The sequence below is a fragment of the Streptomyces sp. NPDC096105 genome, assembly GCF_044763335.1.
Taxonomy (GTDB): Bacteria; Actinomycetota; Actinomycetes; order Streptomycetales; family Streptomycetaceae; genus Streptomyces.
Genome location: NZ_JBIWGC010000008.1, coordinates 126,376 through 138,305, shown reverse-complemented (window position 1 = coordinate 138,305; position 11,930 = coordinate 126,376). Strand labels below are relative to the sequence as shown.

Here is an 11,930-nt window from a genome sequence, read left to right as displayed (position 1 = left end):
TCAGGAGCGGCGGTCCGCGTACTCGTAGACCGCCCCGTCCGGGTGGCGTGCGATCAGGTTGCGGCCGACGGGGGTGGGCAGCGGTCCGGCGAGGACGGCCGCGCCCATCTCCTCGAGCACCTGGCGGGTCTCGTCGACGTCCGTGACCGCGATGGTCGCGGCGACCTTGCGCAGCACCTCCAACTCGGCCTCGGGACCGCTCATCAGCAGGAAGCAGCCCACTGCGGCGACCTGGACGCCGCCCCGCTCGAAACGCAGGGCCCGGCCGCCCGCCAGGCGCTCGTAGAAGGGGATGGCGGTCTCGATGTCGTCGACGCAGACGCGCAGTGTGGCACCCAGAATCTCCATGTGTCCGAGCCTAGTTGGACGGTCCGGGCGGCGGGCGGAGGGCAGGCGGTCTCCGCACCGCTCTCTCCGGCCGTACGCGCGGGGCGAGTTACCGGCGCCCCGGGTACGGGTACCCGAGGCGGCATGCAGCGCTTGGAGCACATGCAGCATCTGGACAAGCACCTGGTGGACGAACTGGCCCACGTGGCCCGGGAGTCCGTACGGGCCGAACTGCGCGAGCAGACGCGGGGGCAGCGCCGCAGGGCGGCCCTCTACGCCGGTTCCGGCGCCGCCGCCCTGTACGCCGGCGCGGCCGTCGCCCTCTCCGTCGGCCTCGCCCTCGACCTGGTCCTGCCGGGCTGGGCGGCGGCCCTGATCACGGCGGTGATCCTGGCCGCGGTCGCCTTCGTCCTGCGCACGGCGGCCCGCCCGGACACGCCGGGCGCCGCCACCGCGGGCCGGGTGCCCGCCCCCGGTACGGGATCCGCCCCCGTCCCCCCGGTGCCGTCCACCCCGCCGACGGTCGGCGCCGACCGCACCCCGGACGGCGACCGGGGCTGACCCGCCGCACGCGAGGCGCCCGGCCCCGCTAGTCGCCCTGCTGCAACTGCGGCAGCACCTTCGTGCGGTAGAAGTCGAAGAAGCCGCGCAGATCGGGACCGATCTGGTTCACGTAGATCCGGTCGAAGCCCGCGTCGGCGAACGCGCGCAGTGCCGCGACGTGTTCGTCGACGTCGTCGCCGCACACCCGGTTCTCCCGGACCATGTCCTCGGTGACCAGGGTCTGCGCCTGCTCGAAGTGCTTCGGCGAGGGCAGCATCTGCCCCAGCTCGCCCGGCAGTTGCTCGTTCGCCCACAGCCGGTGCACCGTGCGCACGCACTCCTCGCGGTCGGTGCCGTAGCAGACCTTCGTGCCGCCGCTGACGAGCTTCCCGCCGCCCCCGCCCTTGCGGTACTGCTCCACCATCGAGGTGTCCGGCATCATCGTGATGTAGCCGTCGCCGATCCGTGCCGCGAGCTTCGTCGCCGCCGGGCCGAAGCCCGAGATGTCGATCGGCACCGGCTCGTCGGGCCGCGTGTAGAGCCGGGCGTTCTCGACGGTGTAGTGGGTGCCGCGGTGGTTGACCTCCTCGCCGGAGAACAGCCGGCGTATCACCTGCACGGCCTCCTCCAGCATCTCCAGACGCACGTGCGCGGGCGGCCAGGGACCGCCGACGATGTGCTCGTTCAGCGCCTCGCCCGTGCCCACGCCCAGCCTGAACCCGCCCGGTGACATCACGGCGGCGGTCGCCGCCGCCTGCGCCACGACCGCCGGGTGCGTCCGCACGGTCGGGCAGGTCACCGCCGTGCCGACCGGCAGGGACACCGCCTCGGACAGCGCGCCGATCACGGACCAGACGAAGGGACTCTGCCCCTGCGCGTCGTTCCACGGGTGGTAGTGGTCCGAGATCCACAGCGCCTCGAACCCGGCCTGTTCGGCCATCCGCGCCTGCTCGACCAGCTCCGCGGGACCGTACTGCTCGCACGAGAGGAAATAGCCGTACCGGGGCATGGGGGTGCCTCCCTGACATGGGACGTCCGGGTCCCGGGCCGGGTACCCGGGCCGCCCCGCGGAAACCGGCCCGACGTTTGGCGGTCCCGCTCGGGGGGACGCGGAAGGCTCCCGACGTACGCGACCGCGCCGGAGGCGAACCGTGAGTCGACCCCGCATTGTGATCGTCGGTGCCGGCTTCGCCGGGTACCGCACGGCCCGGACCCTGTCGAAACTGGCCAAGGGCCGGGCCGAGATCGTGCTGCTCAACCCCACCGATTACTTCCTGTACCTGCCCCTGCTTCCCCAGGTCGCCGCCGGCGTCCTCGAGCCGCGCCGGGTCACGGTGTCCCTCTCCGGGACGCTGCCGCACGTCAGGCTGGTCCTGGGCGAGGCCGACCACATCGACCTCGACGCCCGCCAGGTGCACTACACCGGCCCCGAGGGGGAGGGCGGCACCCTCTCCTACGACCGTCTGGTGCTCGCCGCCGGCAGCGTCAACAAGCTGCTGCCCATCCCGGGCGTCGCCGAGCACGCGCACGGCTTCCGCGGTCTGCCCGAGGCGCTGTACCTGCGCGACCACGTCACCCGCCAGGTGGAGCTGGCGGCCGCCACGGACGACCCGAAGCGCTGCTCCTCGCGGTGCACCTTCGTCGTCGTGGGCGCCGGCTACACCGGCACCGAGGTCGCCGCGCACGGACAGCTCTTCACCGACGCGCAGGTCGCCAAGCAGCCCCTGCGCGCCGGCGTGCGGCCCCGCTGGATCCTGCTGGACATCGCCGACCGGGTCCTGCCCGAGCTGGACGAACGGCTCTCCCGCACCGCCGACACGGTGCTGCGGGAGCGGGGCGTCGACGTGCGGATGGGCACCTCCGTGAAGGAGGCCACGCCCGACGGGGTGCTGCTGACCGACGGCGAGTTCGTGGAGACCCGCACCCTGGTGTGGTGCGTGGGCGTACGCCCCGACCCGCTCGCCGAGTCCCTCGGGCTGCCCATGGAGCGCGGCCGGCTGCTGGTGGACCCGCACCTGCAGGTGCCGGGCCGGCCGGAGGTGTTCGCCTGCGGTGACGCGGCCGCCGTGCCCGACCTGGAGAACCCCGGCTCGTACACCCCGATGACCGCCCAGCACGCCTGGCGGCAGGGCAAGGTGTGCGCGCGGAACATCGCCGCGTCCTTCGGCGACGGGGAGCGGCACGCGTACCGGCACAAGGACCTGGGGTTCGTGGTGGACCTCGGCGGCGTCAAGGCCGCCGCCAACCCGCTCGGCGTCAACCTCTCCGGGGCGGCGGCCGGCGCGGTGACCCGCGGCTACCACCTGGCCGCGATGCCCGGCAACCGGGTGCGGGTGGCCGCCGACTGGCTGCTGGACGCCGTCCTGCCGCGCCAGGCCGTGCAGCTGGGCCTCGTCCGGTCCTGGTCCGTCCCGCTGGACACCGCGTCCCCCGAGGTCGCGCGCGTCCCCGGCGGGCCCCGCGAGAACGGGCGGCCCCCCGGCGGCGCGAAGGCCGCCGAGCCGGCGAAGAACCGGCCGGGCGGTGCGCCCGCCAAGAACCGGCCGGGCGGCGAGCCCGCCAGGAGTCAGCCGGGCCGTGAAGCGGCCAAGAACCAGCCGGGCGGTGAGCCCGCCAAGAACCAGCCGGGTGGTGAACCCGCCAAGAACCAGCCGGGTGGCGAGCCCGCCAAGAACCAGCCCGTCGGCGACGGGCCCGGCCTCGCCCCGCCACCCGGCCAGCCGGCCCCCGGCCCGGACGTGGCGCCCGGCCCCGTCCGGCGTACCGACCGATTTACCGAAGGAGACGCATGAACACCGGTGAACTCGTCGAGCTCGGACAACAGCTGCGGGTGGACAGTGTCCGGGCGGCGGCCGCCGCCGGCTCCGGGCACCCCACGTCGTCGATGTCCGCCGCCGACCTGATGGCCGTCCTCTTCGCCCACCACCTGCGCCACGACTTCGAGCGCCCCGACCACCCGGCCAACGACCGCTTCGTCCTCTCCAAGGGCCACGCCTCCCCGCTGATGTACGCCACCTACAAGGCGGTCGGCGCCATCGGCGACGAGGAGCTGCTCACCTTCCGCGGGAACGGCAGCCGCCTCGAGGGCCACCCCACGCCCCGCAAGCTCCCCTGGGTGGAGACGGCGACCGGCTCCCTCGGGCAGGGCCTGCCCGTCGGCGTCGGCATCGCGCTCGCCGGGAAGCGACTGGAGCACGCCGACTACCGGGTGTGGGTGCTGTGCGGCGACAGCGAGCTGGCCGAGGGATCGGTGTGGGAGGCGGCCGAGCAGGCCGCGTACGAGAACCTCGACAACCTGACCGCGATCGTGGACGTCAACCGGCTGGGCCAGCGCGGCCCCACCCGGCACGGCCACGACCTCGACGCCTACGCCCGCCGCTTCCAGGCGTTCGGCTGGCACACCGTCGAGGTGGACGGCCATGACGTGGACGCGGTGGACCGCGCCTACGGGGAGGCCCTGTCCACCCGCGGCCAGCCGACCGCGATCCTCGCCCGCACCCTCAAGGGCAAGGGCGTGGAGTCCGTGCAGGACCGGGAGGGACTGCACGGCAAGCCGCTGCCCGAGGAGGAGGACGCCGTCGCCGAACTGGGCGGCCCGCGCGACCTGCGGATCACCGTCCAGGCGCCGCCCGCCGACGGCGCGGCCCCCGCCCGGCGGACCGCGACGCCCGAGCTGCCCCGCTGGGACAAGGGCGAGGAGGTGGCCACCCGCAACGCCTTCGGCGAGGCGCTGGCCGCCCTCGGTTCCGCGCGCGGCGACGTCGTGGCCCTGGACGGCGAGGTCGGCGACTCCACCCGCCTGGAGTTCTTCGCCAAGGAGCACCCCGAGCGCTACGTCGAGTGCTACATCGCCGAGCAGCAGATGGTCGCGGCCGCCGTCGGGGTCGCCGCGCGCGGCTGGAACCCGTTCGCGTCCACGTTCGCGGCCTTCCTCACCCGCGCCCACGACTTCGTCCGCATGGCGTCGATCAGCGGCTCCGGCCTCAACCTCGTCGGGTCGCACGCGGGCGTCGCCATCGGCCAGGACGGACCCAGCCAGATGGGTCTGGAGGACCTGGCGATGATGCGGGCCGTGCACGGCTCGACCGTGCTGTACCCGTGCGACGCCAATCAGACGGCCCGCCTGGTCGCCGCGATGGCCGGGATGGAGGGCATCCGCTACCTGCGCACCTCGCGCGGCGAGAGCCCGGTGATTTACGGCCCGGACGAGGAGTTCCCGGTCGGCGGCAGCAAGGTGCTGCGCTCCTCCGACCGTGACCGGCTCACCCTCGTCGCCGCCGGCGTCACCGTGCCCGAGGCGCTGGCCGCCGCCGACGCCCTCGCGGAGGAGGGCATCGCCGTGCGGGTCGTCGACCTGTACTCGGTGAAGCCGGTCGACCGGGAGACCCTGCGCGTCGCCGCCGAGGAGACCGGCTGCCTGATGACCGTCGAGGACCACCACCCCGAGGGCGGACTCGGCGACGCGGTCGCCGAGGCGTTCGGAGACGGACGCCCGGTGCCGCGGCTGGTGCGGCTCGGCGTGCGGAACATGCCGGGCTCGGCCTCCCCGGAGGAGCAGCTGCACGCCGCCGGGATCGACGCCGCGTCGATCGCCGCGGCCGGCCGGCTGCTGGTGGGGGAGGCGATCGTGTCGTGAGCGACGGCGGCTCGCGCACCGTACGGGCCGGCCGCCGCCGGGTGGAGATCCGCCGCCCGGACAAGGTGCTCCTCCCGGGCGTCGACGGCGCCCGGGAGTACACCAAGGGCGACCTCGTCGACTACCACCGGGCCGTCGCCCGCCACATGCTGCCGCACCTGCGGGGCAGGCCGCTGATGCTGGACCGGCGGCCCGACGGCATCGGCGGCCCGGCCTTCATGCAGAAGAACACCCCGGACAGCTACCCGGACTGGATCACCCGGGCCGAGGTCGCCAAGGAGGACGGCACCGTCACGCACACCGTGTGCGACGACACCGCCACCCTCCTCTACCTCGTCGACCAGGCGAGCATCACCCTGCACCGCTGGCTGTCCCGCGCCGACGCCGTCGACCGCCCGGACCGGCTGGTCTTCGACCTCGACCCGTCCGGCGACGACTTCGAGGCGGTACGGGAGGCCGCCAGGCTGCTGGGGGAGCTGCTGGGCGAACTCGACCTGCCCTCCGCCCTGATGACCACCGGGTCCCGGGGCCTGCACGTGATCGTGCCGCTCGACGGCGGCCAGGACTTCGACGCGGTACGGGAGTTCGCCCGCGAGGTCGCCGACACGCTGGCCGACGCCCACCCGGACCGGCTCACCACCGCGGCCCGCAAGAAGGACCGCGGCGACCGGCTCTACCTTGACGTGCAGCGCAACGCCTACGCGCAGACCGCGGTCGCCCCCTGGACGGTCCGCGCCCTGCCCGGCGCGCCCGTCGCCGCCCCGGTCACCTGGGAGCAGCTCGACGACCCGGAGCTGCACGCCCGCCGCTGGACGGTCGGGAACGCCGTCGAACAGGCGGACACGAAGCCGTGGGCCGGGCTGTCCCGCAAGGGCCGCTCCCTCGCCCCGGCACGCCGCCGGCTGGCGGCACTGCGCGGCTGACCCACGGGCCGCCCGGGACCCGCCCCCGCGCCGGCCGGGGGCGAGCCGGGCGTGGCGAACGGGTGAGTCCACGGAGGTTTGGCGCACACACTTGCGGCCACACGGAGGGGGAGGTGGTCATGTCGAACACGAAGAACACCGAAGATTCACGGAGTTCACAGGAACCCCAAGACTCACAGGAACCCCAAGACACGCAGGAGAGCCAGGACTCGCAGGAGGTCCGAAGCTCACGCAAGCCCCGTAAGCAGACCGCACCCCGCAAGCGAACCGGAACCGGGAGCGGGACGACCGAGAGCACCACGGAGCGGAAACGGCCGAGCCCCATGGAGGTGCTGCGCCAGGCGCGCGGGCAGCTCGCGGAGCTCACCGGCATGGAGGCCGAGTCCGTGTCGTCCTTCGAGCAGACCTCGGAGGGCTGGTCGCTGGAGGTCGAGGTCCTGGAGCTGGAGCGGGTGCCCGACACGATGAGCCTGATGGCGAGCTACCAGGTGGAGCTGGACCCCGACGGGCAGCTCACCGGGTACCGGAGGGTCCGCCGCTACGAGCGGGGACGCTCCGACGCGCGCAGGTCCGGCGGCCGCTAGGCCGCCCCCGCGTGAGCACGGGCGCGGACAACACACGCACAGACAACACACCCACCGACAACAAGGAGGAATGGCCGGCATGACAGTCGTACCGGCACAGCAGTCCGGCGGTGGAGGCGGCAGCAGCGGCCTTTACGACGTGCTTGAGCTTGTTCTGGACAGGGGGCTCGTCATCGACGCATTCGTGCGCGTGTCCCTGGTCGGCATCGAGATTCTCAAGATCGACGTCCGTGTCGTCGTGGCGAGCGTCGACACCTACCTCCGTTTCGCGGAGGCGTGCAACCGCCTCGACCTCGAGGCCGGCCCCCGCAAGAGCCCGGGCCTGCCCGAGATCGTCGGCGAGGTCACCGAGGGCGGTGCCCGCGGCAAGTCCAAGGGCGCTCTCTCCGGGGCCGCCGAAACCATCTCCGACGCCTTCAAGCAGTCCCGTGAGGGCGAGACCGAATCGCGGCCGAGGGCCCGCAAGAGCACGTCCCGCCGGAAGGAGGAGCAGGAGTGAGCACCTACGTCTACGGCATCACCGCGGCCTCGCACCCGGCCCTGCCGGAGGGCATGGGCGGCGTCGGTGACCCGGCGCACCCGGTGCGGGTGCTGACCCAGGGCGACCTCGCGGCCGTCGTCAGCGACGCGCCCGAGGGGCTGCGCCCCAAGCGCAGGGAACTGCTCGCGCACCAGAACGTGCTCAGCGAGATCGGCGCGGGCGGCTGCGTCCTGCCGATGCGGTTCGGCAGCGTCGCCCCGGACGACGAGTCCGTCACCGACGTCCTCGCCGAGCGGGCCGACCACTACCTGGAGCGGCTGCGCGCCCTCGACGGCCGCGTCGAGTACAACGTCAAGGCCAACCACGTGGAAGAGGCCGTCCTGCACCACGTCATGGCGTCGAACCCGGAGATCCGTGCTCTCGCGGAGGCCAACCGGCAGTCCGGGGGCGGCAGTTACGACGACAAGATCCGCCTCGGCGAGATGGTCGCCGAAGCGGTCAAGGCCCGGGAGTCCGAGGACGGCGCCGCGCTGCAGAACGCGCTGCGGGGCATCGCCGACGCGGAGAGCGTGGGCCCCGAGTCAACGGGCTGGCTCGCCAACGTCTCGTACCTGGTGAAGCGCGAGACGGCGGAGGAGTTCCTGGCCGCGGTGGAGCAGGCCCGCAAGGACATGCCCCACCTGGAGATACGTCTGAACGGCCCGCTGCCGCCGTACAGCTTCGTCGAGCCCGGCCCCGCCGAGCCGGCGGGCACGACGGCCGGCGCGGCGGACACCGGAGCGGGGTGACGACATGGGCCTGATCTCGGAGGTGCTGCTGCTGCCGCTCGCCCCGGCGCGTGGCGGCGCCTGGGCCATCCGGCAGGTCCTGCAGGAAGCGGAACGCATCTACTACGACCCCGCGACCATCCGTGCCGAGCTGGCCCGGCTGGAGGAGCTGCTGGAGGCCGGGGAGATCACCGAGGAGGAGTTCGACGAGCAGGAGGACGCACTCCTCGATCGGCTGGAGATCGCGACGCGCACGGGCGCGGGTACTGGGGACGGGACGGCACACCAATGAATCGAACGGGAATGGGCCTCGCCATCGGGGCCGGATATCTGCTCGGGCGGACCAAGAAGCTGAAAATGGCGCTGGCCGTCGGCGGTCTGGTGGCGGGCAAGAAGCTCAACCTCAGCCCGCGGGCGGTCGCCGACCTGGTGTCGCAGCAGCTCCGCGACAACCCGCAGTTCAAGGAGCTGGGCGACCAGCTCCGCGGTGACCTGCGCGGCGTCGGCAAGGCGGCCTCCGGCGCGCTGGTCGAACGGCAGATCAGCTCGCTCGCCGACCGGCTGCACGGCCGCACCGCCGACGTGCGCGGCCGGCTGGCCGGGAACGGCTCCGGGGACCGGGACGAGGAGGACGAGGACACCGGCGGCTCGCGGGACCGCGACGCCGAGGACGCCGAAGCCGCCGAGGACACGGACGGCGCCGAGGACACGGACGGCGCCGAGGACACCGACGGCAGGGACGACGAGCCGGACACCGGACGGAGGGCGCGCAAGGCGACCGGCAGGGCTCCGGCCCGCAAGGCCGCCCCGGCGAAGAAGGCGGCGCCGGCGAAGAAGACCGCCGCGAAGAAGACGGCCGCGAAGAAGACGGCCGCGAAGAAGAGCGCGTCCGCCTCCCGCGGCGGCACCCGTTCCCGCAGTTCGAAGGGAGGCGGTGAGTGATGACCGAGACCCTGGGACGGGCCACGTCCGCCGCACGCGACGGCGCGGACGGCGCCACGAAGAACCCCCTGTCCGACCTGGCCCACAGCGAGGCCGCGGACCGGCTCAAGAGCGAGCTGCAGGACTACCTCGCGGCCCAGGCCACCCGGCTGCTGACCGGCGTCGGCCAGAAGCTGGGCGAGACCACCAACAAGCTCAACGACATCGCCGAGGGCAACAGCCCGGGCTTCGCCAAGCTCGCCGCCGACGGCGGCCGCAAGCTCGCCGAGGGCAAGGGCCCGCTGCGCACCGCCGTCGAACTCGGCGCCACGCGCGCCAAGGACAACGTCAAGGGCGCCCTGAAGAACCTCGGCGGCGGCAAGGGCAAGCGCAAGAAGTCGTCCGGCAACAAGCCGACCGTCATCATCGAGTACATCGACGTCGGGGTGCCGCTGCGCACGGCGTACGACCAGTGGACGCAGTACCAGGACTTCAGCACCTTCGCCAAGGGCGTCAAGAGCGCCGGCAAGTCCGACGACACCACGTCGGACTGGCAGGCGAAGATCTGGTGGTCCAGCCGCAGCTGGAAGGCGACGACCAACGAGCAGGTCCCCGACGACCGCATCGCGTGGTCCACGGAGGGCGCCAAGGGCACGATGAAGGGCGTCGTCTCCTTCCACCGGATCGCCGACAACCTGACCCGGGTCCTGCTGGTCCTCGAGTACTACCCCTCGGGCTTCTTCGAGAAGACCGGCAACATCTGGCGCGCCCAGGGCCGCCGCGCCCGGCTCGACCTGAAGAACTTCGCCCGCTTCATCACGCTCAAGGGCGAGGCCGAGGACGGCTGGCGCGGCGAGATCCGCGACGGCGAGGTGGTCCGCAGCCACGAGGACGCCCTGGCCGAGGAGGAGGAACAGGGCGAGCAGGAGGACTCCGGGGCCGAGGGCCAGGACGACACCGCACCCGAGGACGAGCACGACGAGGACCGCGGGGACGGTGAGGGCGACGGCGCCCCCGAGGACGCGTACGACGAGGACGACGAGTACGAGGCCGACGAAGACGCCGAGCCCGAGGACGCGTACGAGGACGAGGACGAGGCCGGCGGCCCCGAGCCCGACGACCCGTACGAGGACGAGGACGAGGAAGCCGCCGCCGACGAGGACGAGGACGAGGAGGGGGTGCCCCCGGAGGAGGAGTACGAGGACGAGGTCGACGAAGAGGACGATGACGAGGAGTACGAGGACGACGAGCCGGCCGACGAGACCGGTGACGAGGAGCCCGAGGGCCGGAGCCGTCGATGACCACTCCCAGCCGACTCCCCGACACGTACGGCCAGGGCAGCAGCGCCAATCTCGCCGACATCCTGGAAAGGGTGCTGGACAAGGGCGTGGTGATCGCGGGCGACATCCGCATCAACCTGCTGGACATCGAGCTGCTCACCATCAAGCTGCGTCTCGTCGTCGCCTCCGTGGACAAGGCCAAGGAGATGGGGATCGACTGGTGGGAGTCCGACCCGGCGCTGTCCTCACGCGCCCGGCGCGACGAACTGGCGCGTGAGAACGCCGAGTTGCGCGAGCGCCTGGCCCGGCTGGAGGAGCTGGAGCCGCGCCGCGCGGAGGAGGAGGCCCCGTGACCGGACTGCGCTACGTCTACGCGGTCTGCCGCCCCTTCGGCACACCGCTCCAGGCCCAGCTGACCGGGGTGGCCGGCGACCCGCCCCGGCTGGTGCCGCACCGCGGCCTGGTGGCCGTGGTCAGCCATGTGCCCGAGGAGGACTTCGCCGAGGAGCCGCTGCGCGCGCACCTGGAGGACCTCGACTGGCTGACCGCGGTCGCGCGGGCCCACCAGGGGGTGATCGACGCGCTCACCACCGTCACCACCCCGCTGCCGCTGCGGCTCGGCACCGTGTTCCGCGACGACAGCGGCCTCCGGTCGATGATCGAGGCGCGTGAGGAGCACTTCCTGCGCCGGCTGGACCGGCTGGAGGGCCGTGTCGAGTGGGGCGTCAAGGTGTTCCTGGAGTCCGAGCGCGAGCCGGAGCCGACCCCCGCGCGGCCCGCGTCGAAGCCCGCGGCCATGTCCGGCCGGGACTACCTGCGCCTGCGCCGGCAGCAGACGCGGTCGCGGGAGGAGGTGTGGCAGCGGGCGGAGACCTTCGCGACCCGGCTGCACGAGACCCTGGCCGCCGTCGCCGAGGACTCCCGGCTGCACGCGCCGCAGAACCCCGCCCTGTCCGGCGCCCGCGGCCGCAACGTCCTGAACGCCGCCTACCTGGTGCCGCGCGGTGACTCGGAGGCGTTCGTGGAGCAGGTGGACCGGACGAAGGACGACGCCCCGGGGCTGCGGGTGGAGCTCACCGGTCCGTGGGCGGCCTACTCCTTCGCCGGGGAGGAGACCGCCGGTGAGGGGGCCGCCGGGGAGGAGACCACGTGACCGTCGTCGAACGGCGTGAGATCGCCCTGGTCGACCTGCTCGACCGGCTGCTGGCCGGCGGCGTGGTGATCACGGGTGACATCACGCTGCGGATCGCGGACGTCGACCTGGTCCGCATCGACCTCAACGCGCTGATCAGCTCGGTGAACCAGCAGGTCCCCTCGCCCTTCGAGGAGCCGCTGTGACCGACGACCCGCGTGAGCGCCCGCCCGAGGCGCCGGACCCCGTCACGGTGACCGACGCCGACCTCTTCGAGGGGCGTTCGCCCCTGGACCCTGCGGCCTCCTTCGACGCGCGCCCGGAGCCGGCGGCAGC

General features: G+C 73.3%; 15 protein-coding genes. 13 read left to right on the top strand and 2 right to left on the bottom strand.

Going from position 1 to position 11,930, the window contains the following annotated elements:
* Positions 1-348 (bottom strand): VOC family protein, encoded by a 348-nt coding sequence (locus ACIQ8B_RS15715; RefSeq protein WP_290006286.1) that lies wholly within the window; start codon positions 346-348, stop codon positions 1-3.
* A gap of 123 nt (positions 349-471) precedes the next feature.
* On the opposite strand from ACIQ8B_RS15715, the gene ACIQ8B_RS15710 reads away from it, so the two are divergent.
* Positions 472-888 (top strand): phage holin family protein, encoded by a 417-nt coding sequence (locus tag ACIQ8B_RS15710; protein WP_403547288.1) that lies wholly within the window; start codon positions 472-474, stop codon positions 886-888.
* Between the two features lie 28 nt (positions 889-916).
* Here the strand turns inward: ACIQ8B_RS15710 and ACIQ8B_RS15705 are convergent, their stop codons facing one another.
* A complete protein-coding gene (locus ACIQ8B_RS15705) occupies positions 917-1,879 on the bottom strand; it encodes an LLM class F420-dependent oxidoreductase (protein WP_403547286.1) in 963 nt (320 codons plus the stop codon).
* Between the two features lie 142 nt (positions 1,880-2,021).
* Here ACIQ8B_RS15705 and ACIQ8B_RS15700 point away from each other — a divergent pair, with 142 nt between their 5' ends.
* The 12 genes from ACIQ8B_RS15700 (at position 2,022) to ACIQ8B_RS15645 (ending at position 11,800) form a co-directional block, all read left to right on the top strand.
* Positions 2,022-3,662: an FAD-dependent oxidoreductase gene (locus ACIQ8B_RS15700; RefSeq protein ID WP_403547284.1), complete on the top strand. Its 1,641-nt coding sequence runs from the start codon at positions 2,022-2,024 to the stop codon at positions 3,660-3,662.
* The gene (locus tag ACIQ8B_RS15695) at positions 3,659-5,506 is read left to right on the top strand and encodes a transketolase (RefSeq protein WP_403547282.1); all 1,848 of its coding nucleotides are present in this window, start codon (positions 3,659-3,661) and stop codon (positions 5,504-5,506) included. The genes ACIQ8B_RS15700 and ACIQ8B_RS15695 overlap by 4 nt, the downstream gene beginning before the upstream one ends.
* Positions 5,503-6,429, top strand: coding sequence for a non-homologous end-joining DNA ligase (gene ligD / locus ACIQ8B_RS15690; RefSeq protein ID WP_403547280.1), 927 nt, complete (start codon positions 5,503-5,505; stop codon positions 6,427-6,429). Before ACIQ8B_RS15695 ends, ligD begins: the two co-directional genes overlap by 4 nt.
* 119 nt (positions 6,430-6,548) lie before the next feature.
* A complete protein-coding gene (locus ACIQ8B_RS15685; RefSeq protein ID WP_403547278.1) occupies positions 6,549-7,013 on the top strand; it encodes a gas vesicle protein in 465 nt (154 codons plus the stop codon).
* Positions 7,014-7,092: 79 nt separating this feature from the next.
* Positions 7,093-7,512 (top strand): gas vesicle structural protein GvpA, encoded by a 420-nt coding sequence (locus ACIQ8B_RS15680; RefSeq protein ID WP_106411541.1) that lies wholly within the window; start codon positions 7,093-7,095, stop codon positions 7,510-7,512.
* Positions 7,509-8,282, top strand: a complete 774-nt coding sequence (locus ACIQ8B_RS15675) for a GvpL/GvpF family gas vesicle protein (RefSeq protein ID WP_403547276.1) — start codon at positions 7,509-7,511, stop codon at positions 8,280-8,282. Before ACIQ8B_RS15680 ends, ACIQ8B_RS15675 begins: the two co-directional genes overlap by 4 nt.
* 4 nt (positions 8,283-8,286) lie before the next feature.
* Positions 8,287-8,553, top strand: coding sequence for a gas vesicle protein GvpG (locus ACIQ8B_RS15670; protein WP_106411539.1), 267 nt, complete (start codon positions 8,287-8,289; stop codon positions 8,551-8,553).
* On the top strand, positions 8,550-9,203 hold the full coding sequence (locus tag ACIQ8B_RS15665) for a DNA primase (protein WP_403547274.1): 654 nt from the start codon (positions 8,550-8,552) through the stop codon (positions 9,201-9,203). The genes ACIQ8B_RS15670 and ACIQ8B_RS15665 overlap by 4 nt, the downstream gene beginning before the upstream one ends.
* Positions 9,203-10,483: an SRPBCC family protein gene (locus ACIQ8B_RS15660; protein WP_403547272.1), complete on the top strand. Its 1,281-nt coding sequence runs from the start codon at positions 9,203-9,205 to the stop codon at positions 10,481-10,483. The genes ACIQ8B_RS15665 and ACIQ8B_RS15660 overlap by 1 nt, the downstream gene beginning before the upstream one ends.
* Positions 10,480-10,815 (top strand): gas vesicle protein, encoded by a 336-nt coding sequence (locus tag ACIQ8B_RS15655; RefSeq protein ID WP_106411536.1) that lies wholly within the window; start codon positions 10,480-10,482, stop codon positions 10,813-10,815. The genes ACIQ8B_RS15660 and ACIQ8B_RS15655 overlap by 4 nt, the downstream gene beginning before the upstream one ends.
* Positions 10,812-11,615 (top strand): GvpL/GvpF family gas vesicle protein, encoded by an 804-nt coding sequence (locus tag ACIQ8B_RS15650; RefSeq protein WP_403547270.1) that lies wholly within the window; start codon positions 10,812-10,814, stop codon positions 11,613-11,615. The genes ACIQ8B_RS15655 and ACIQ8B_RS15650 overlap by 4 nt, the downstream gene beginning before the upstream one ends.
* A complete protein-coding gene (locus ACIQ8B_RS15645; protein ID WP_106411534.1) occupies positions 11,612-11,800 on the top strand; it encodes a gas vesicle protein in 189 nt (62 codons plus the stop codon). Before ACIQ8B_RS15650 ends, ACIQ8B_RS15645 begins: the two co-directional genes overlap by 4 nt.
* The last annotated feature ends 130 nt before the right edge of the window (positions 11,801-11,930 follow it).

Excerpts from the sequence above, each read along its gene's own strand:
- ACIQ8B_RS15715 (WP_290006286.1), bottom strand. The coding sequence starts at position 348 with ATGGAGATTCTGGGTGCCACACTGCGCGTCTGCGTCGACGACATCGAG.
- ACIQ8B_RS15710 (WP_403547288.1), top strand. The coding sequence starts at position 472 with ATGCAGCGCTTGGAGCACATGCAGCATCTGGACAAGCACCTGGTGGAC.
- ACIQ8B_RS15705 (WP_403547286.1), bottom strand. The coding sequence starts at position 1,879 with ATGCCCCGGTACGGCTATTTCCTCTCGTGCGAGCAGTACGGTCCCGCG.
- ACIQ8B_RS15695 (WP_403547282.1), top strand. The coding sequence starts at position 3,659 with ATGAACACCGGTGAACTCGTCGAGCTCGGACAACAGCTGCGGGTGGAC.
- ACIQ8B_RS15685 (WP_403547278.1), top strand. The coding sequence starts at position 6,549 with ATGTCGAACACGAAGAACACCGAAGATTCACGGAGTTCACAGGAACCC.
- ACIQ8B_RS15680 (WP_106411541.1), top strand. The coding sequence starts at position 7,093 with ATGACAGTCGTACCGGCACAGCAGTCCGGCGGTGGAGGCGGCAGCAGC.
- ACIQ8B_RS15670 (WP_106411539.1), top strand. The coding sequence starts at position 8,287 with ATGGGCCTGATCTCGGAGGTGCTGCTGCTGCCGCTCGCCCCGGCGCGT.
- ACIQ8B_RS15665 (WP_403547274.1), top strand. The coding sequence starts at position 8,550 with ATGAATCGAACGGGAATGGGCCTCGCCATCGGGGCCGGATATCTGCTC.
- ACIQ8B_RS15660 (WP_403547272.1), top strand. The coding sequence starts at position 9,203 with ATGACCGAGACCCTGGGACGGGCCACGTCCGCCGCACGCGACGGCGCG.
- ACIQ8B_RS15655 (WP_106411536.1), top strand. The coding sequence starts at position 10,480 with ATGACCACTCCCAGCCGACTCCCCGACACGTACGGCCAGGGCAGCAGC.